This window comes from Mycolicibacterium canariasense (assembly GCF_002101555.1).
Taxonomy (GTDB): domain Bacteria; phylum Actinomycetota; class Actinomycetes; order Mycobacteriales; family Mycobacteriaceae; genus Mycobacterium; species Mycobacterium canariasense.
In genome coordinates this window covers 25,482-42,873 of sequence record NZ_LQOL01000038.1, presented here as the reverse complement: position 1 = coordinate 42,873, position 17,392 = coordinate 25,482, and the positions used below count along the sequence as shown (strand labels likewise).

Below are 17,392 nucleotides of genomic sequence, written 5' to 3'. Positions count from 1 at the left end.
CAGGGCCGCCGTCGCGGCTTCGGTAGCGTGGATTCGTGCCGCGGTCCGTGTCTGAAACCCCTGGAATCCCCTCCGACACGCGGCGGCCGCGCCGCATCAGGCGCGCAATCGTCGCCGTCGCACTGATCGCCGTCGTCGTCGCCGAAATCGCGGCGGCCGTGGCACTTCTGCCGTTCGCGGTCCCGGTCGGGCTGGCCTATCTCAACCTCTTCCCGTCCTCCGGCGGCGCGCCGGCCCCCATCCAGAGCGCCGACCGCAGCGGTTCCGGCCCCGGGACGCTGGTGTCGGCCACCACGATGCCCGGGGTGACCCGCAGGATCGAGGCGCGGGGGCTGCGGGCCGCGCGGGTGTTGTACCGGTCCACCAACGGGGACACCGGCGAGCAGACCGTCGTGTCGGGGTCGGTGTTCGTCCCGACGGGAACCCCGCCGCCCGGTGGTTGGCGGGTGGTCGCGGTCGGGCACGGCACGCTCGGCATCGACGGGCCCTGCGCACCGTCGTTGTCCGACAACATGATGGGCCTGCTGCCGTTCGTCACCGCGTTCACCGGCCGCGGTTTCGCCGTCGCGGTCGCCGACTATGAAGGCTTGGGCAGCAAGGGAAACCACCCGTATCTCGATGCCCGCACCGCAGGCCTGAACATCATCGACAGCGTACGGGCGTTGCGGCACACCTTCGGTGACGTGTCTCCGGTCTGGATGGCGTTCGGCCATTCGCAGGGCGGCGCGGCGACCTGGGCCGCCGACGAGCAGGCCGGCCGGTACGCGGCCGACCTGACCCTGATGGGGGCGGTGGCCGCCGCACCGGCCGCCGACGTGTCCGGGTTCGTGGACAAGGCGCTGGCGCACACCCTGACCCCCGACCAGCTGCTGGCCATGCCGGTCATCGTGGAGTCGCTGGCCCGCAGGCATCCCGACCTCAACCGCGACGACTACCGGTCCGGTGCGGCCACCAAGTACTGGCAGGTGCTCACCGCCTGCCAGGCGCCGGAGATCTATCAGCGCGGCGACGCCGGCGCGCAGCTGCGCCCCGAATTCGTGGCGCCCCGCGACGCCGCCGCGGCCGACCGGCTGCGCCGGCTGCTGCGTGACTGGGCGCTGCCGCAGCGTCCGCTGTCGGCGCCGCTGTCGGTCTGGTACGGCGGGGCCGATACGCTGGTCGACTCGGCCTGGACGGCCGCAGCGATCGCGAAGGCATGCGCCATGGGAGGAACGGTGACGGTGCAGTTCGAACCGGGGAAGGGGCATGGAGACGTGGACCTGGCTTCCCAATTGGATTGGATGGCAAAACGTTTCGCCGACCAGCCGGTGCGCGATGACTGCTGAACCGCGGGCCCTGGACGCCGCGGCGCTGCGCGCCGCACTCGACACGGAGGACACCGCGGCGCGACCGTGGCGCCGCCTGGACATCGTCGAGGTCACCGGATCCACCAACGCCGACCTCATCGCACGCTCCCGCGACGGTGACGACATAGCCGGGGCGGTGCTGCTGGCCGAGCATCAGACCGCCGGTCGTGGGCGCGGCGGGCGGTCCTGGGCGGGTGTCCGGCATGGGCAGATCATCATGTCGGTGGGTATCGCCACCGACGGCGTCGACGAGCAGCGCTGGGGTCTGGTGCCGCTGCTGGCCGGCGTCGCGGTCGTCGACACGCTGTCCGCGTCGGGCATCGACGCCGGGCTCAAGTGGCCCAACGACGTGCTCATCGGCACCGCCAAGATCGCCGGGATCCTGGCCGAGGTGGCCTCCCCGAAACCCGTCATCGTGCTGGGGATCGGGCTCAACGTCGCCGTCCGGCCCGAGGAGATCGGCCAGCCGCAGGCCACCTCGGTGTATCAGCTCGGGGTCGAGGCGGATCGCACCGATATCGTGCGGACGTTGTTGGCGCGGCTGGGGGAGCGGATCGGGCAATGGCGGACCGGTGACACCGACGCGCTGCTCGACGATTACCGCGCCCGCAGCGCGACGTTGGGGGCCCGGGTGCGTGCCCAGTTGCCGGGAGGCCGGGACATCGTCGGCATGGCCGAGGCCATCGACGGGCAGGGCCGGCTGCGCATCGGTACCGAGAGCGGCAGTGAAGTGGTTTCGGCGGCCGATATTGTGCATTTGCGGCCCGCGGGCGACGGGGCGGTTGAGTAAAGTCACACCGTGGGCTACCCGGAGAACGTGCTGGCCAAGGATGAGCGGGTGGTGCTGCACCGGCATCCGCACTGGAAGCGGTTGATCGGCGCGGTACTGGTGCTGCTGGTCGCCACCGCGCTGGCGGCCTTCGGCGCGGGCTGGGTGAACCAGACCGATTGGGACGGCAACGCCAAACGGATCCTGTTCGCGGTCATCGGCGTGATCTGGCTGATCCTGGTGGGGTGGCTGACGGTGTGGCCGTTCCTGAATTGGTGGACAACGCATTTCGTCATCACCGACCGCCGGGTGATGTTCCGCCACGGGCTGCTCACCCGCAGTGGGATCGATATCCCGCTGGCCCGGATCAACAGTGTGGAATTCCGGCACGGCCTGCTGGACCGCATGCTGCGCACCGGAACGCTGGTCATCGAATCAGCGGCGCAGGATCCCCTGGAATTCCACGACATCCCGCGGGTGGAGCAGGTGCACTCCCTGCTGTATCACGAAGTCTTCGACACCCTGGGTTCCGAGGAATCACCCAGCTGAGCCGCGCGGCGGGACCGCCGCAACGGGGTGACGGTGCCGCTGGCCTGCTCGTGATGGTCCTCGAACGCCTCGGCGATACCGCCGGCGGTGAGCGTGGATTCCAGCGCCTTGTCGGGGTTGCGCGCGAACTCGTCGGGGAAGACGAAGCGGCGGAACGCCCAGAATCGGAAGGCCATCTGCAGCAGGTTGCCGATGACGTACGCCGAGACGAAGTCGGCGATGTTCTCGACCGTGAGTGACACCTCGGGCACGCGCAGCCCCAGCATGTAGCTGGACACCCACAGCGGGGCCATGCTCAGCAGCACCCCGACGCCGCTGACCACGAAGAACAGCAGCGCCTCGTGGTGGCGTTCGCGGCCGCCGCGGTCCTTGAAGCTCCACTCCCGGTTCAGGATGTAGGAGGCGATCACCGCGACGATGCCGGCGATGATCTTGGCGGTCACCGGCTTGGGTTCCAGCACGGTGAGCTTGAGGGTGTAGAAGATCGCCGAGTCGATGACGAAGGTGGTGGCACCGACCAGTGCGAATTTGATCAGTTCATGGTGCCGCTCGGCGAACGGCCGGATCGGGCGAGGCAGCCGCGCGATCGTGGCATCAGCAAAGGACACGAAGAGACAGTCTACGGAAACTCACTGGCCAACGTGAACCTGCGCAGGTCGCGGTGGGTGTGGGCGGCCCCGGTACGCCATGGGAACCGCCATGAAAACATGGTGCCGTGCCACGTACTCCCAAGAGCTCCGCCGCGCCCGTCGTCGCCATGATCGGTGGCGGACAGCTGGCCAGGATGACCCACCAAGCGGCCATCGCCCTCGGTCAGACGCTGCGGGTGCTGGCGGCGGCCGCCGACGAGCCCGCCGCTCAGGTCAGTCCCGACGTGGTGCTCGGCGCGCACACCGACCTGGAGGCGCTGCGCCGGGCGGCCGCCGGAGCCGACGCCCTGACCTTCGACCACGAGCATGTGCCGACCGCCCATCTGGAGCGGTTGGTCGCCGAGGGGGTCAACGTGGCGCCGCCGCCGCAGGCGCTGATCCATGCCCAGGACAAACTGGTGATGCGGCGCAGGCTGGAGGCGCTCGGTGCGCCGATCCCGCGGTTCTCGGCGGTGGCGAGCGTCGACGACGTCGACGTGTTCGCCGCCCGGATCGGCGGTCCGGTGGTGATCAAGACCATCCGCGGCGGTTACGACGGCCGCGGTGTGGTGCTTGCCCGCGACCTGGCGCATGCCAGGGAGGCGGTCGCCGGCTATCTGGCCGACGGTGTCGAGGTGCTGTTGGAGGAGCGCGTCGCCATGCGCCGGGAGCTGTCCGCCCTGGTGGCGCGCTCGCCGTTCGGGCAGGGCGCGGCGTGGCCGGTGGTGCAGACCGTGCAGCGCGACGGGATCTGCGTGGAGGTCATCGCGCCCGCGCCGGGCCTGCCCGGGGAGGTTGCCGCCGAGGCGGAGGCGCTGGGCCTGCGACTGGCCGACGAGCTCGGTGTGGTCGGGGTGCTGGCCGTGGAGCTGTTCGAGACCACCGACGGCGCGATCCTGGTCAACGAATTGGCCATGCGCCCCCACAATTCCGGGCACTGGACCATGGACGGCGCCCGCACCAGTCAGTTCGAGCAGCATCTGCGCGCGGTGCTGGACTACCCGCTCGGTGACACCGCGGCGCTGGCCCCGGTGACGGTGATGGGCAATGTGCTGGGCGCGGCGCAGACCCCGCAGATGTCGATGGACGAGCGGGTGCACCACCTGATGGGCCGGATGCCCGACGCGAAGGTGCACCTGTACGGCAAGGGAGAGCGGCCGGGCCGCAAGATCGGCCACGTCAACATCGTCGGCGGCGGGGGCCAGGGGTCCAGCGATGACTCGGAATACGTTGCGGCACTGAGGGAACGAGCGCAGCGGGCGGCGCACTGGTTGTCGCACGCCGAGTGGACCGATGGATGGGACGGGCATTAGACAGTGAGTGACAAGCGCAGCCCCCGCGTCGGGGTCATCATGGGCAGCGACAGCGACTGGTCGGTGATGGAGGCCGCGGTCACCGCGCTGGCCGAGTTCGACATCCCGTTCGAGATCGGGGTGGTGTCCGCGCATCGCACTCCGGGCCGGATGCTGGACTACGCCCAGACCGCGGCGGGCCGGGGCATCGAGGTCATCATCGCCGGCGCCGGCGGGGCGGCGCACCTGCCGGGCATGGTCGCGGCGGCCACCCCGCTGCCGGTGATCGGTGTGCCGGTGCCGCTGGCGCGCCTGGACGGGCTGGACTCGCTGCTGTCGATCGTGCAGATGCCGGCCGGGGTGCCGGTGGCGACGGTGTCGATCGGCGGGGCGCGCAACGCGGGCCTGCTGGCGGTGCGGATTCTCGGCGCGAGCGACGCCGCACTGCGCTCCCGAATGGAGGACTTCCAGGCGGGTCTGGAGCAGATGGTGCTGGAGAAAGACGCGGCGTTGCGCAGCCGACTGCTCGGCGATTGAGTGAATCGGGATTAACCGGCTATGGTTACTGGCGAGTAGCGAGGAGATCCGATGGTTGCCAACCCGTCCTTTGACCTGTTCCAGCTGTCCGACGAGCACAACGAGCTGCGCACCGTGCTGCGCGCCCTGTGCGAGAAGGAGATCGCGCCGTACGCCGCCGAGGTCGACGCGCAGGCGCGCTACACCGACGAGGCGCTGGCGGCGCTGGACGGCTCGGGTTTCTCGGCGGTGTTCATCCCCGAGCAGTACGGCGGCCAGGGTGCCGACGCCGTCGCGGCGTGCATCGTCATCGAGGAGGTGGCGCGGGTGTGCGCATCGTCCTCGCTGATCCCGATCTGCAACAAGCTGGGCACCACGGGTCTGCTGATGCGTGGCTCCGAGGAACTCAAGCAGAAGGTGCTGCCCTCGATCGCCGCGGGCGAGGCCACCGCGTCGTATGCACTGTCGGAGCGCGAGGCCGGTAGCGACGCGGGCGCCATGCGCACCAAGGCCGTGGCCGACGGCGACGACTGGATCCTCAACGGCACCAAGTGCTGGATCTCCAACGGCGGCAAGTCCACCTGGTACACCGTCATGGCGGTGACCGACCCGGACAAGGGTGCCAACGGCATCTCGGCGTTCATCGTGCACAAGGACGACGAGGGTTTCTCGGCCGGCCCCAAGGAACACAAGATGGGCATCAAGGGGTCGCCCACCACCGAGCTGTACTTCGAGAACTGCCGCATTCCCGGTGACCGGATCATCGGTGAGCCGGGCACCGGGTTCAAGACCGCGCTGGCCACCCTGGACCACACCCGCCCGACCATCGGTGCGCAGGCCGTGGGCATCGCCCAAGGCGCGCTGGACGCCGCGATCGCCTACACCAAGGAGCGCAAGCAGTTCGGCCGCTCGATCGCCGATTTCCAGAACACCCAGTTCATGCTGGCCGATATGGCGATGAAGATCGAGGCCGCCCGGCTGATGGTCTACACCGCCGCTGCCCGCGCCGAGCGCGGTGAGCCGAACCTGCAGTTCCTGGCCTCGGCGTCGAAGTGCTTCGCCTCCGATGTGGCCATGGAGGTCACCACGAACGCCGTGCAGCTGTTCGGCGGCTACGGCTACACCGTGGACTTCCCGGTGGAGCGGTTCATGCGCGACGCCAAGATCACCCAGATCTACGAGGGCACCAACCAGATTCAGCGCCTGGTGATGTCCCGCCAGCTGCTGCGCTGAACGCGCGGTCGCGGGGTCGCGTCAGCTCCAGAGTGACGCGACCTTGCGGTAGGCGGCGCGGGCGGTCTCGCTGCGGCGGGCGATATGGGCCGGGTGCTTGGGCACCGGCACCAGCACGCTCACCGGGTGGTTGACGAACACCGACTCGAACACCGCGGTCATGGTGCGGTCGGCGTAGGCCCGGTCCAGCGCGTGGCGGTACCGGTCGGCGTGCTCGGGCTGGGTGAACAGCACCTTGTTGTAGCCGATGTAGAACGGCACCAGGGCGCCACCCTGCTCCAGGTAGTGCACGGTGCCGACGCACACCCCGGGCCACTGCTGGTTGAACACGTCGTCGGCGATCACGACCCCGCCGTCGATCAGGCTCTTCTCGGCCAGCCGCATATCGCTGAGCACGATCTCCTCGGTATGGCCGCCGTCGACCGAGAACAGCCGCACCCCCGACAGCGCCGGGATGTCACCGGGCACGATCTGGGTGGAATCCCCTTGGTGCACGACGAGGTCGGTGCGGTCGGCCCAGCGGTCCAGGTTGCGCAGGAACTCACTGCGGTCGCCTTCGCCGGACTTGTCGATGTTAGCCGCCTGGTTCTCGAACAGGTCGATCGCGATGGCCTGCTCGCCCGGTTGCTGGAGCAACTTCATGGCGATGAAGAGCTGGCCGTGATGGACGCCGATCTCGGCGATCGGCCCACGGATACCGGCCGCCCGCTGCTGCTCGTCAACGGCCTGCAGCAACCCGATGGCCGCCGACTCCGTATAGCCCTGCACACGTCGATGCCCGAAGTGCCGATATGCAGCGAATTTCATCGCGATGCTTCCCACCTGTCACAGGGTACTCATGAGGCACCCATCTGGCATATAGCATCACATTATTGACGCAAAGGATATTTGGTGCGAGCGCAACCGCCCTGCTCAGCCCGTGGTGACCTTCTCCATCGCGCGCCTGCGCTCCAGTGCGCCGCTGTCCGAGTTTGCCACGAGGACCAGCGAGGCGCCCGCCGACAGCACGGCCAGCAGCTCGGCGATCAGGTCTTCGGCGGTGTCCCAGCCCGCGGTGGACAGCACCCGGTCGCTGTCGGTGAGGCCGCGCGCGCCGGCCGCGTCCGCGGCGGCGGCCAGCACCTCGCCGACGGTCCGGCCGTTGAGGGCGGGGCCCGGCACGCGCTCGGGGATGATCTGGTCGCCGTGCACCCGCACCGCGGTGGCGTAGTCGGTGACACCGACGGGCAGGCCGGGCGCCGGTTTCCCGAACGGGTCCAGCGACAGCACCACCACCTCGCCGGCCGCCGCGGCGGCGTCGGCCTCGTCGAGCCGGTCCGCGGTGCACAGCGCGATATCGGAGGGGGCTGTTTCTAAGGCTGTTTCTGAGGCCGGCTCCGGTCCGAACACCGCTTCCGCGCCGATCCACCAGATGCCCAGCAGCACCGCCGCGGTCTGCCAATGCGCGGGCAACAACACCGCCACCCGGCTGCCCGGGCCAGCGCCGAGTTCGTCGCGCAACAGGTTCGCGGTCTTGGCGGCCCAGTTGGCCAGCGTCACCGTCGACAGCTCGATGCGCTCACCGGTGGCGTCGTCGTAGTAGGTGATCCGCGGCCCGACGGGGTCGCGCCGCATCAGCGGATCCAGCAGCGCCGCGCTGATCGTCGCCATGTCAGTTCACGCACGCCGGGTCGTCGGAACCCGCGGTGAGGATCGGCGACGGCGGCGGGGGCGGCTCGGCCGAATCGCCGGTACCGCCCGAACTCTGCTCGATGACGGCGGAATCACCGGACAGCCCGGTGGGGCCGTCCAGGCCCGAGCCGGGCCCGGTGTAGTCCGAGGACAGCACCACGCGCACCGTGCCGGGCGCCAGCGTGGCGTCCTCGACGACCGGCAGGTTGCCGAGTTCCTTCGAAATCGCTTGCGCCCCAAGGTCGTCGGATTTCGCGGCCTGCACCTGGCTGTTGGTGACGTGCCCGCCCTCGTTGTTGCCCACCGCGCCCGCGGTGAAACCCTTGCCGGTCAGCACCTGCGACACCGATGCCGCCAGCCCGTTGATATCGGTGTCGTTGACCACGTCGGCGGTGGTCTTCTCCGGCGAATAACTGAGCTGCTCGGTCTTGCCCGCGGCCTGGTCGTTGAGCAGGCTCTCCACCCAGTCGTGCACCTGCGTCGGGTCGACCCGCACGACGCTCTGCATCCCGTCGTCGCTCCAGCCGTCCTCCTGCAGGATCGGGATGGTCGCGAACGCCACCGACCCGGCGGCCAGCTTCTGCAGCTGCTGGATGAAATCCATGATGTCCCAGCCGTCGGAGAGCACCACCGAACGCTGGACCGCATCCTGCAGCCGGTTCAGAGTGGACGGGCTGGACAGGGTCTTGCTGGAGATGACCTCGTGCGCCAGGGAGGCCATCACCGACTGCTGGCGGGTCACCCGGTCCAGGTCGCCGCGGGGCAGGTCGTGGCGCTGCCGGACGAAGCTCAACGCCTGCGGCCCGTTCAGCTTCTGCCAGCCGGCCGGGAAGTCGGCACCCGAAAGGGGTTCGTACACCGCGTTTTTCAGGCACACGTTGACGCCGCCGAGCGCATCGGTGATGAGCGAGAACCCGAGCAGCCCGATCTCGGCGTAATGGTCGACGGTCACCCCGGTGAGTTTGGCGACGGTCTTGATCAGCGCTTCGCGCCCGGCCTCGGTCGCCTTGGGCTCGGCCGTGGCGGGGTCCTCGCCCTGAACCTCGACCAACTGCTTCATCTTGTCGAGCTTCACCTCGCCGAAGACGCCGTTGATCTTCATCTTGCCCAGCCCGGGGGCATCCACATAGGAGTCGCGGGGGATCGAGATGGCCGTCGCCGAGCGCCCGTTGTTGGGGATGCGGACCAGGATGATGGTGTCGGTGTTGGTCGACACGTCGTCACCGGCGCGCAGCGTGGCCAGTTCCTCGGCGGACAGTGGGTTGCCGTGCGCATCGGTGCGGCTGTCCAGCCCGACCAACAGGATGTCGATGGCGCCGTCGTCACCGCCGCCGCCGAGCGCCGCCGAGTTGACGTGGTTGATGCCGTCCTCGAACGAGCGCACGGTGCTCCAGGCCACGCCGGTGCACACCACGATGGCGGCAGCGGCGATGACGGCGATGGTCCGGGTCACCTTCACGCGTGCTCCGCCTCCCGGCCCGGTTTCTGCATTGGCTCAGGCTACTGGCGCTGCCGTCGAAGTTGCGGGAGCGCGCACCGGCGTGCCAGCCCGCACCGCGCCGCCCGAACGCTCAGCAGATCCGCAGGTCCGGCCATCTGCGCAGGTCCGGTACATTGGCGGGCATGCACACGCCTCTGAGCAGGGTTGTCGGCCGGTTCGTGATGTTGGTCGTGTTGGTCGCGTCGATGGTGTCGATATCACCGGTGACGGCGCACGCCGCCGTGGTCGCGCCCGCCGACGGCTACGGGTTCGCCCAGGGCTACACCTGGGCCACCGGCAGCCAGGCCGATGCCAGCCGAGAGATCGCCGCCGTCGGTAAGACCGGCGCCTCCTGGGTGCGGGTGCCGGTCGACTGGGGTGTCATCGAGGGCAGCCGGGGCCAGTACAACTGGGGCTACCTGGACAACCTGGTGAACTCGGCGGGCGCGAACAACCTGCGGGTGATGGGCATCATCTCCAACACCCCGCTGTGGGCCCGGCTGGAGGGCGCGCAGCTGCTCTTCCCGTCGTCGCCGCCGCGCAATCCATCCGATTACGGAGCCTTCGCCGCGGCCGCGGCCAAGCGCTACGCCGGCCGGATCAACGCGTGGGAGGTCTGGAACGAGCCGAACCTGCCGCTGTTCATGGGCTTCGCCGACAACAAGGCGGGCCGCTACACCGACATGCTGAAGTCGGCATACGGCGCCATCAAGTCGGTGCAGCCGGGGGCTACCGTGATCGCGGCCGGGCTGAGCCCGCTCGACGGACCGGACTCACCGCCCGGATTCCTGCAGCAGCTCTACGACGCCGGTGCCGGTGGCTTCTTCGACGCCGCCGCCGCGCACCCGTACGTCTTCCCCGGCGGTCTGGCCGCCGACAGCAACCACGGCTGGTCGGATGTGCTGCGCATGCGGGACGTGATGAACGCCCACGGTGACGGCGGCAAGAAGATCTGGCTGACCGAGCTGGGCGCGTCCACCAGTGACATCCCCGGCGACGGCGTGAGCCAGCAAGAGCAGGCCAAGCAGATCACCGACGTGCTGGCCGCGGCCGCCGCGGTGGGCTGGACCGGTCCGGCGTTCATCCACGCGGTGCGCGATCTGGACACCGCCAACCGCAACGACCGGGAGGCGAACTTCGGCGCGCTGCTGACCTCGGATTGGCAGCCGAAGTACACCGCCGGAGTGCTTGCCCGTTAAGCGTTTCGTGTCGCGGCGCCGGTGAGGTGCAGGACACAGCGTGGCACGCCGCTACCCTCTACGACCGTGAGTGACCACCTCTTCATCGTGACGGTGACGTACTCGCCGGGCCCGCATCTGGACCGTTTCCTGGCTTCGCTGGCGCATGCCACCGAGCGACCGGTGACGGTCGTGATGGCCGACAACGGGTCCACCGACGGTGCCCCTGAGGAAGCCGTGCGCCGGTATCCGAACACCCGGTTGTTCCACACGGGGTCGAATCTCGGGTACGGCACCGCGGTCAACCGCGCGGTGGCCGAGTTCGTCACCGACGGTGACTGGCTGGTGGTGGCCAATCCCGATGTGCAGTGGGGACCCGACAGCATCGACGAGATGTTGGCCGCCGCGCAGCGGTGGCCGGCCGCCGGCTCGCTGGGGCCGCTGATCCGGGATCCGGACGGCACCGTGTACCCCTCGGCGCGGCACCAGCCCAGCCTGATCCGCGGCGGTATGCACGCGGTGGTCGGCCCGGTGTGGAAGAACAACCCGTGGACGGCGGCCTACCGGCAGGAGCGGCTGGCACCGAGCGAGCGGCCGGTGGGCTGGCTGTCCGGGTCGTGTCTGTTGCTGCGGCGCGCGGCGTTCGACCAGATCGGCGGTTTCGACGAGCGTTATTTCATGTACATGGAGGATGTCGACCTGGGGGATCGGCTGACCGCCGCCGGGTGGCAGAACGTCTATGTGCCGTCCGCCGAGATCGTGCACGACAAGGGTCACGCGGCCGGCCGCGATCCCGCGAAGAACTTGGCCGCGCATCATCGCAGCACCTACACTTTCCTCGCCGATCGGCATCCCGGCTGGTGGCGGGCACCGTTGCGGTGGACTATTAGGGGGGCCCTGGCTGCCCGGGCTGGACTCGTCGTCGGTAACTCCCGGCGCAGACAGGCGAAAGGACGGCTCTAGGCATGGTCGATCCGTCGAAAGTCGATGCCGTCATCCTGGTCGGTGGGCAGGGCACCAGGTTGCGCCCGCTGACCCTGTCGGCGCCCAAGCCGATGTTGCCGACGGCCGGGCTGCCGTTCCTGACGCACATGCTCTCCCGCATCGCCGCGGCCGGGATCGAACACGTCGTGCTGGGCACGTCCTACAAGGCCGAGGTGTTCGAGGCGGAGTTCGGCGACGGCTCCAAGCTGGGCCTGCACATCGAGTACGTGGTGGAGGAGCAGGCGCTCGGCACCGGCGGCGGGATCGCCAACGTCGCACCGAAACTGCGGCACGACACCGTGCTGGTGTTCAACGGTGACGTGCTCTCCGGAGCCGACCTGGGTGCCCTGCTGGCCTGCCATGAAGAACACCAGGCCGATGTGACGCTGCACCTGGTCCGGGTCAGTGACCCCAGGGCGTTCGGCTGTGTGCCCACCGACGCCGACGGGCGGGTCACCGCATTCCTGGAGAAGACCGAGGATCCGCCGACCGACCAGATCAACGCGGGTTGCTACGTGTTCCGGCGTGAGCTCATCGACGAACTGCCCAAGGGCCGGGCCCTCTCGGTGGAGCGCGAGGTGTTTCCCGCGCTGCTGGCACAGGGCCGCAAGGTGTGCGGATATGTCGACAACAGCTATTGGCGGGATATGGGCACGCCCGACGATTTCGTGCGCGGCTCGGCCGACCTGGTGCGCGGGATCGCACCGTCGCCGGCGCTCAACGGCCAGGGCGGTGAGCGGCTGGTGCACGACGGGGCCGCGGTCGCGCCCGGCGCGCTGCTGATCGGCGGGACCGTGGTGGGCCGCGGCGCCGAGATCGGTGCCGGCGCGCGGCTGGACGGTGCGGTGATCTTCGACGGGGTCCGGGTGGCCGCCGGTGCGGTGATCGAACGCTCCATCATCGGGTTCGGCGCCAGGATCGGGCCGCGTGCGCTGATCCGGGACGGCGTGATCGGCGACGGCGCGGATATCGGCGCGCGCTGCGAACTGCTGCGCGGCGCCCGGGTGTGGCCCGGGGTGACCATCCCCGACGGCGGGATCCGCTACTCCACCGACGTCTGACGGTGCCGCGCCGCGGCGCCGAGGGCGGCCAGGGCCGGGTCGCCGTCGGGTAGCGCGTCCAGCGGCCACCAACGCAGATCGAGTGATTCCTCGCTGCGCACGATGGCCGCGCCGGCCGGTGCGCGGACGACGAACTGCAGATCCAGATGCCGGGTGGGCAGGCCCAGCGAGCAGGTCAGTGGGTGCACGTGCACTCGGGCCAGCGCGGGATCCAGGCGCAGCCCGGCGATCCCGGATTCCTCCGCTGCCTCGCGCAGCGCGGCCGCGGTGATGTCGACGTCCTCGTCCTCGCAATGCCCGCCCAGCTGCAGCCAGCGCCCGATCCGCGGGTGCAGGGTCAGCAGTGCCCGGGTGCCGGTGTCGTCGAGTACCAATGCCGATGCCGTGATGTGGCCGGGTTCGCACGCCCGCCGGCAGGCGTCCGGGCGGGCCAGCACGAAGGCCAGCACCGCCTGCCGCAGGGCGTCCTGCTCGGGATCGGGTGCGTCCCAACGGGTCAGCACGTCGACGACGGAGTCGTGCAGGGTCATCGCAACACCAGCAGACCGTCGGTGTCCGCCGGCTCGCGGGGCGCCGGCGGTTCGAGTGGGTGGCCGATCGCTATGGCGCCCAAGGGTTCCCAGTCGCCCGGCAACTCCAGCTCCCGGCGGACGGTGTCGGCGGCGAAGATGGTCGACCCGATCCAGCAGCTGCCCACCTCCCGGGTGGCCAGGGCCACCAACAGGCCTTGCACCGCGGCGCCGGCGGCCACGGTGAACATGGTGTGTTCGGCCGCCGTGCGGGCCGGGTCCGGATAGCTGTGCGCACCGTCGGGAACCATGAACGGGATGACGACTTCGGGGGCGTCGTAGAGGATCTGGCCCCGGCGCACCCGCCGGGCGATGTCGTCGGGCGGGCGTCCGTCGCCGGTGAGATCGGTCTCCCAGCGGCGCTTCATCGCGTCCAAAAGTCTTGTGCGGGTTGCCGGTTCACGCAGCCAGACGAACCGCACCGGTCGCGTGTGGTGGGGTGCGGGCGCGGTGAGCGCCTCGGCCACCGCCGCCTCGATCAGTGCCGGATCGACGGGGTCGGGGGCGAAGCTGCGGATGGAGCGGCGCAGCAGCTGGGCTTGGCTGCGGCCCAACGCGATCGCCTCGGCGGTGCCCAGCCAGAACAGATCGTCCTCGCCGTTGCGCACCAGGGTGCGGCCACCGGAGCCGTCGTCGTGCAGGGTCAGGCCGCGCACCACGGCCACCGGGATGCCGGTCAGCTTGCCCTTCACCAGATCCGCGGCGGCGGCCAGTTCGTCGGCGACCGCGATCTCGGTGACGATCAGTTCGTTGCCGAAACCGTCGTGCGAGCCGCCGTAGCCGTGCAGCACCGTCAGGCCGGCCGCGCCGATCGCGACATCGGTCTGGCCGTTGCGCCAGGCCCGGCCCATGGTGTCGGTGACCACCACACCGACCCGGACCCCGAGTCGGCGCGCCAGGCCGTCACGCACCGCGGCCGCGCTGCGGTCCGGATCCACCGGCAGCAGCGCGAGTTCGGCGGCGTCGACATTGGATCCGTCCACGCCGGCGGCGGCCTGGATGAGCCCGAAAGCGTTCTCGGTGATCAGGGTGCGGCCCTTGCGGGCCAGGACGCGGACCGCCTCGTCGTCGATGAGTTTGCGGCGCAACGCGTCCCGCTGCTCGGGGTCCGAGGGTGCGGCGACGATGCGCCCCTCGGCCTTGGACAGCACCTTGCTGGTGACCACGACGACGTCGTCGTCGCGCAGCCAGTCCGCGGCAGCGGCGATGGCCGCCGCGACATCGTCCCCTGGCCTGAATTCACCGAGCCCGTGGACGGGAATGATCTCGATCGCCGCCGAAGTGCCGTGGTCGGGGTGCGAAGTCACAGCGTCACGCCTGCCAAACGGATGCCGGCGCGCACCATCTCCGCGGTGGCGGCCGGGTCGGTCATCAACAGTGGCGCCTGCTGCACCTGTACGCCGTCGATGTCGGCGGTGTCGCCCTGGTCGATCAGCCAGCCGTCCAGGATTCCGGTGCCGGTCCGGGCGCCGAAGTGTTCCCCGACGCCCTGTGAAGACGATTCGACCCCGATCACCCGCAGGCATTCGTCGGCCATCCCGCGCAACGGTTTTCCGGCCACGATGGGGGAGTACCCGATCACCGGGGCCGCCGTGGACCGCAGCGCGCCCCGGATTCCGGGGACGGCCAGGATGGTCCCGATGCTCACCACCGGGTTGGACGGGGCCAGCAGCACGACATCTGCCCCGGCTATCGCGTCGAGCACACCCGGTGCGGCGGTTGCCTTGTCGGACCCGACGAAGGCGAAGCTGTGAGTGTGGATCTGCGCGCGATAACGCACCCACCACTCCTGGAAGTGGATGGCCCGGCGTTCGCCGTCCGGATCGGTGACCACGACATGCGTTTCGCTGCGGTCGTCGGTGACGGGCAGCAGTCGGGCGCCGGGCTGCCACCGGTCGCACAACGCCTCGGTCACCTGGGACAGCGGGTAGCCGGCGCGCAGCATCTGGGTGCGCACCAGATGGGTGGCCAGATCGCGGTCGCCGAGGCCGAACCAGTCGGGCTGTACCCCGTAGGCGGCGAGTTCCTCCTTGGCGTGCCAGGTTTCGTCGCGGTGGCCCCAGCCGCGTTCGGGGTCGATGCCGCCACCCAAGGTGTACATGCAGGTGTCCAGGTCCGGGCAGATGCGCACGCCGAACATCCATGCGTCGTCGCCGACATTGACCACGGCGGTCAGCTCATGCTCAGGCGTCTCGAGGCCGGACGAGGACGGGCCGCCGTGGCTGGCAAACCGGCCCAACCCCAGCAGATGCTGCACGCCGAGCAGGAACCGGGCGCCACCCACGCCGCCGACCAAAACGGTGACCTTCACGCCTTCAGACCCTAGGCCAGCACCCCTGTGTGGCCGACATCGCGGCGGGTGTGGCGAACACGCCGGTACAGGGACACGCCGGATCTATGTCACGAGATGGTATGAAAATCACTTCCACCGCTTGACCCTGGCAGCTAACAAGTGTCTAATCACATCAGTGTCATTTCGCGGTTGCACCCCGGTTCCGGTGTCGCAGACCGAGATTCGATCACTTGTTCGAAGGTCTTCGACAGTGAGCGTATCGGGGATGGCCTTACACCACAATAGTGATGGCGGGAGTGGAGCTCCGTAGAGCTCCAAAATGGGGACTATTAATCAGGTGAGGAGGCGGAACATGTCTTTTGAGCAGGTCAATTTCGACCGCGTGCTCCGGTTCGACGACCGGCAGCTCGGTTCAGTGGACAACGAACCGCACACCACTACCGGTTCGGTGCCGTTCGAGGTGACCGGACGCCCGCAATTGAGTTTGGTACCGGAACGCATGGACTTCGACGCGGTCGCGGCCGACGAAGAAGACGATCAGTGGCAGGAGCGTGCCCTGTGCGCGCAGACCGACCCTGAGGCCTTCTTCCCCGAAAAGGGCGGCTCCACTCGCGAGGCCAAGCGCATCTGCCAGGGCTGCGAGGTTCGTGATCGCTGCCTGGAGTACGCGCTGGCCAACGATGAGCGGTTCGGTATCTGGGGTGGGTTGTCCGAGAGGGAGAGACGCCGACTCAAGCGCGGCATCATCTGAAGCGAACGGCTCGGCCTCCCGGCTGAGCCGTTCTGCGTAGGTGGCTAATCGTCTTCGATCGACGGGTCGATGACAGACGGCTCGACGCCCAGATACGTGGCCACCTGTGCCACCAGTACTTCGTGCAGTAGATCCGAAAGATCGTCGGTGTCCTTGGCGCGGCGTTCGATCGGTTTGCGGAACAACACAATTCGCGCGCGGGTGGAATTCCCGCGGACATCCACGCCGGCCGGGATCAGCCGTGCCAGGGCGATCGGACCGTCGGCGACCACCTCCGGTGGCCATTGCACGCTGTCGGGATCCTTGGGGGCGATCCGCGGGATCTCGTCGACGGCGACGTCGAGGGTGGCCACCCGGTCATGCCAGCGGCGCTCGATCGGCTCGTAGGCTTCCAGCACCGCCATGTCGAAACGTTCGGCCCGGCTGCGCCAGCCCGGCACGGTCGGCGGCAGTAGCGGCCCGCGCATGTCGCGGCCGCGGCGTGATCCGCGATGGTTGCGCTGCGCCACGGATGAGATGGTAACGGTTGGAGATCGGCGCTTGTCGCACTGCGCGTGTCCGTGTGCCCGCGACGTTTCCGCACGATAATCTTCGCAGCGTGAATGTTCCCCGTCGCTGCTGCCGGCCCGGGTGCCCGCACTACGCCGTGGCGACGCTGACCTTCGTCTATTCGGACTCGACAGCCGTCGTCGGACCCTTGGCGACCGTGTCCGAGCCGCACTCGTGGGATCTCTGCGTCGTCCATGCGGGACGGATCACCGCGCCGCGGGGCTGGGAGTTGGTGCGCCATGCCGGGCCGTTGCCCGCGCACCCCGACGAGGATGATCTGGTCGCGCTCGCCGACGCCGTGCGGGAACGCAATGACGGCCTGCCCTCGATGGTGAACGGCGTGACCGCGGGCTTCTCCGATCCGTCGACCGGCGTTCCCGGGGGCGCGTTGATCGCGCCGCCGATCCGCCGCCCGGAAACCAACGGACGCCGCCGCGGTCACCTGCGGGTGCTGCCGGACCCGCCGGAGACCGGCGGCGAGTAGCGCAGCGGCGGGACCTACCGCGGCGGAATACCGGAGCC

At 69.4% G+C, this 17,392-nt stretch carries 19 protein-coding genes; 11 read left to right on the top strand and 8 right to left on the bottom strand.

The window, feature by feature from the left end; all coding sequences use genetic code 11:
* Positions 1 to 35: 35 nt before the first annotated feature.
* From AWB94_RS07655 to AWB94_RS07645, 3 genes are read left to right on the top strand one after another with little or no spacing between them, the layout of a single operon-like run.
* Positions 36 to 1,325: a lipase family protein gene (locus AWB94_RS07655; RefSeq protein ID WP_234811655.1), complete on the top strand. Its 1,290-nt coding sequence runs from the start codon at positions 36 to 38 to the stop codon at positions 1,323 to 1,325.
* Complete coding sequence (locus AWB94_RS07650; RefSeq protein WP_062659709.1) at positions 1,315 to 2,136, top strand: biotin--[acetyl-CoA-carboxylase] ligase; 822 nt, start codon at positions 1,315 to 1,317, stop codon at positions 2,134 to 2,136. Before AWB94_RS07655 ends, AWB94_RS07650 begins: the two co-directional genes overlap by 11 nt.
* Positions 2,137 to 2,145: 9 nt before the next feature.
* Complete coding sequence (locus tag AWB94_RS07645) at positions 2,146 to 2,664, top strand: PH domain-containing protein (protein WP_024454783.1); 519 nt, start codon at positions 2,146 to 2,148, stop codon at positions 2,662 to 2,664.
* Here AWB94_RS07645 and AWB94_RS07640 read toward each other — a convergent pair.
* Positions 2,619 to 3,272 carry a GtrA family protein gene (locus AWB94_RS07640; RefSeq protein ID WP_024454784.1) on the bottom strand — a complete coding sequence of 218 codons (654 nt, stop codon included), beginning with the start codon at positions 3,270 to 3,272 and terminating at the stop codon, positions 2,619 to 2,621. The two genes, AWB94_RS07645 and AWB94_RS07640, sit on opposite strands and share 46 nt — an antisense overlap.
* A gap of 107 nt (positions 3,273 to 3,379) precedes the next feature.
* Here AWB94_RS07640 and AWB94_RS07635 point away from each other — a divergent pair, with 107 nt between their 5' ends.
* Genes AWB94_RS07635 through AWB94_RS07625 form a run of 3 tightly spaced genes read left to right on the top strand, consistent with a single transcriptional unit; the run spans position 3,380 to position 6,334 of the window.
* Entirely contained in the window at positions 3,380 to 4,606 is a 1,227-nt protein-coding gene (locus tag AWB94_RS07635; RefSeq protein WP_264021009.1) for a 5-(carboxyamino)imidazole ribonucleotide synthase, read from the top strand.
* 3 nt (positions 4,607 to 4,609) lie between these two features.
* On the top strand, positions 4,610 to 5,122 hold the full coding sequence (gene purE, locus AWB94_RS07630) for a 5-(carboxyamino)imidazole ribonucleotide mutase (protein WP_264021010.1): 513 nt from the start codon (positions 4,610 to 4,612) through the stop codon (positions 5,120 to 5,122).
* A gap of 51 nt (positions 5,123 to 5,173) precedes the next feature.
* The gene (locus tag AWB94_RS07625; RefSeq protein ID WP_024454787.1) at positions 5,174 to 6,334 is read left to right on the top strand and encodes an acyl-CoA dehydrogenase; all 1,161 of its coding nucleotides are present in this window, start codon (positions 5,174 to 5,176) and stop codon (positions 6,332 to 6,334) included.
* A gap of 21 nt (positions 6,335 to 6,355) precedes the next feature.
* Here the strand turns inward: AWB94_RS07625 and AWB94_RS07620 are convergent, their stop codons facing one another.
* The 3 genes from AWB94_RS07620 to AWB94_RS07610 all read right to left on the bottom strand — a co-directional run bounded on the left by AWB94_RS07620 (position 6,356) and on the right by AWB94_RS07610 (position 9,458).
* Positions 6,356 to 7,156, bottom strand: a complete 801-nt coding sequence (locus tag AWB94_RS07620; RefSeq protein WP_234709663.1) for a class I SAM-dependent methyltransferase — start codon at positions 7,154 to 7,156, stop codon at positions 6,356 to 6,358.
* 90 nt (positions 7,157 to 7,246) lie between these two features.
* Positions 7,247 to 7,984: a TIGR03089 family protein gene (locus AWB94_RS07615; protein WP_036402111.1), complete on the bottom strand. Its 738-nt coding sequence runs from the start codon at positions 7,982 to 7,984 to the stop codon at positions 7,247 to 7,249.
* Position 7,985: 1 nt separating this feature from the next.
* Positions 7,986 to 9,458 carry an LCP family protein gene (locus AWB94_RS07610; protein WP_046873118.1) on the bottom strand — a complete coding sequence of 491 codons (1,473 nt, stop codon included), beginning with the start codon at positions 9,456 to 9,458 and terminating at the stop codon, positions 7,986 to 7,988.
* A gap of 170 nt (positions 9,459 to 9,628) precedes the next feature.
* Here AWB94_RS07610 and AWB94_RS07605 point away from each other — a divergent pair, with 170 nt between their 5' ends.
* From AWB94_RS07605 to manB, 3 genes are all read left to right on the top strand, one after another.
* Entirely contained in the window at positions 9,629 to 10,684 is a 1,056-nt protein-coding gene (locus tag AWB94_RS07605) for a cellulase family glycosylhydrolase (protein ID WP_036402114.1), read from the top strand.
* A gap of 66 nt (positions 10,685 to 10,750) precedes the next feature.
* Positions 10,751 to 11,626 carry a glycosyltransferase family 2 protein gene (locus AWB94_RS07600; RefSeq protein WP_062659707.1) on the top strand — a complete coding sequence of 292 codons (876 nt, stop codon included), beginning with the start codon at positions 10,751 to 10,753 and terminating at the stop codon, positions 11,624 to 11,626.
* Positions 11,627 to 11,628: 2 nt separating this feature from the next.
* Positions 11,629 to 12,708, top strand: a complete 1,080-nt coding sequence (gene manB / locus AWB94_RS07595; RefSeq protein ID WP_062659706.1) for a mannose-1-phosphate guanylyltransferase ManB — start codon at positions 11,629 to 11,631, stop codon at positions 12,706 to 12,708.
* Here the strand turns inward: manB and AWB94_RS07590 are convergent.
* The 3 genes from AWB94_RS07590 to cofD are packed head-to-tail and all read right to left on the bottom strand — an operon-like array spanning position 12,690 to position 15,588.
* Positions 12,690 to 13,238 (bottom strand): NUDIX domain-containing protein, encoded by a 549-nt coding sequence (locus AWB94_RS07590; protein ID WP_062659705.1) that lies wholly within the window; start codon positions 13,236 to 13,238, stop codon positions 12,690 to 12,692. The two genes, manB and AWB94_RS07590, sit on opposite strands and share 19 nt — an antisense overlap.
* Complete coding sequence (locus tag AWB94_RS07585) at positions 13,235 to 14,584, bottom strand: coenzyme F420-0:L-glutamate ligase (RefSeq protein WP_062659704.1); 1,350 nt, start codon at positions 14,582 to 14,584, stop codon at positions 13,235 to 13,237. The genes AWB94_RS07590 and AWB94_RS07585 overlap by 4 nt, the downstream gene beginning before the upstream one ends.
* Complete coding sequence (gene cofD / locus AWB94_RS07580) at positions 14,581 to 15,588, bottom strand: 2-phospho-L-lactate transferase (RefSeq protein ID WP_062659703.1); 1,008 nt, start codon at positions 15,586 to 15,588, stop codon at positions 14,581 to 14,583. Before cofD ends, AWB94_RS07585 begins: the two co-directional genes overlap by 4 nt.
* Before the next feature lie 481 nt (positions 15,589 to 16,069).
* Here cofD and AWB94_RS35505 point away from each other — a divergent pair, with 481 nt between their 5' ends.
* A complete protein-coding gene (locus AWB94_RS35505) occupies positions 16,070 to 16,321 on the top strand; it encodes a WhiB family transcriptional regulator (RefSeq protein ID WP_191262512.1) in 252 nt (83 codons plus the stop codon).
* 44 nt (positions 16,322 to 16,365) lie between these two features.
* Here the strand turns inward: AWB94_RS35505 and AWB94_RS07570 are convergent, their stop codons facing one another.
* Positions 16,366 to 16,788 (bottom strand): metallopeptidase family protein, encoded by a 423-nt coding sequence (locus AWB94_RS07570; RefSeq protein ID WP_062659950.1) that lies wholly within the window; start codon positions 16,786 to 16,788, stop codon positions 16,366 to 16,368.
* Positions 16,789 to 16,919: 131 nt separating this feature from the next.
* Here AWB94_RS07570 and AWB94_RS07565 point away from each other — a divergent pair, with 131 nt between their 5' ends.
* Positions 16,920 to 17,354 carry a DUF3499 domain-containing protein gene (locus AWB94_RS07565; protein WP_062659702.1) on the top strand — a complete coding sequence of 145 codons (435 nt, stop codon included), beginning with the start codon at positions 16,920 to 16,922 and terminating at the stop codon, positions 17,352 to 17,354.
* The last annotated feature ends 38 nt before the right edge of the window (positions 17,355 to 17,392 follow it).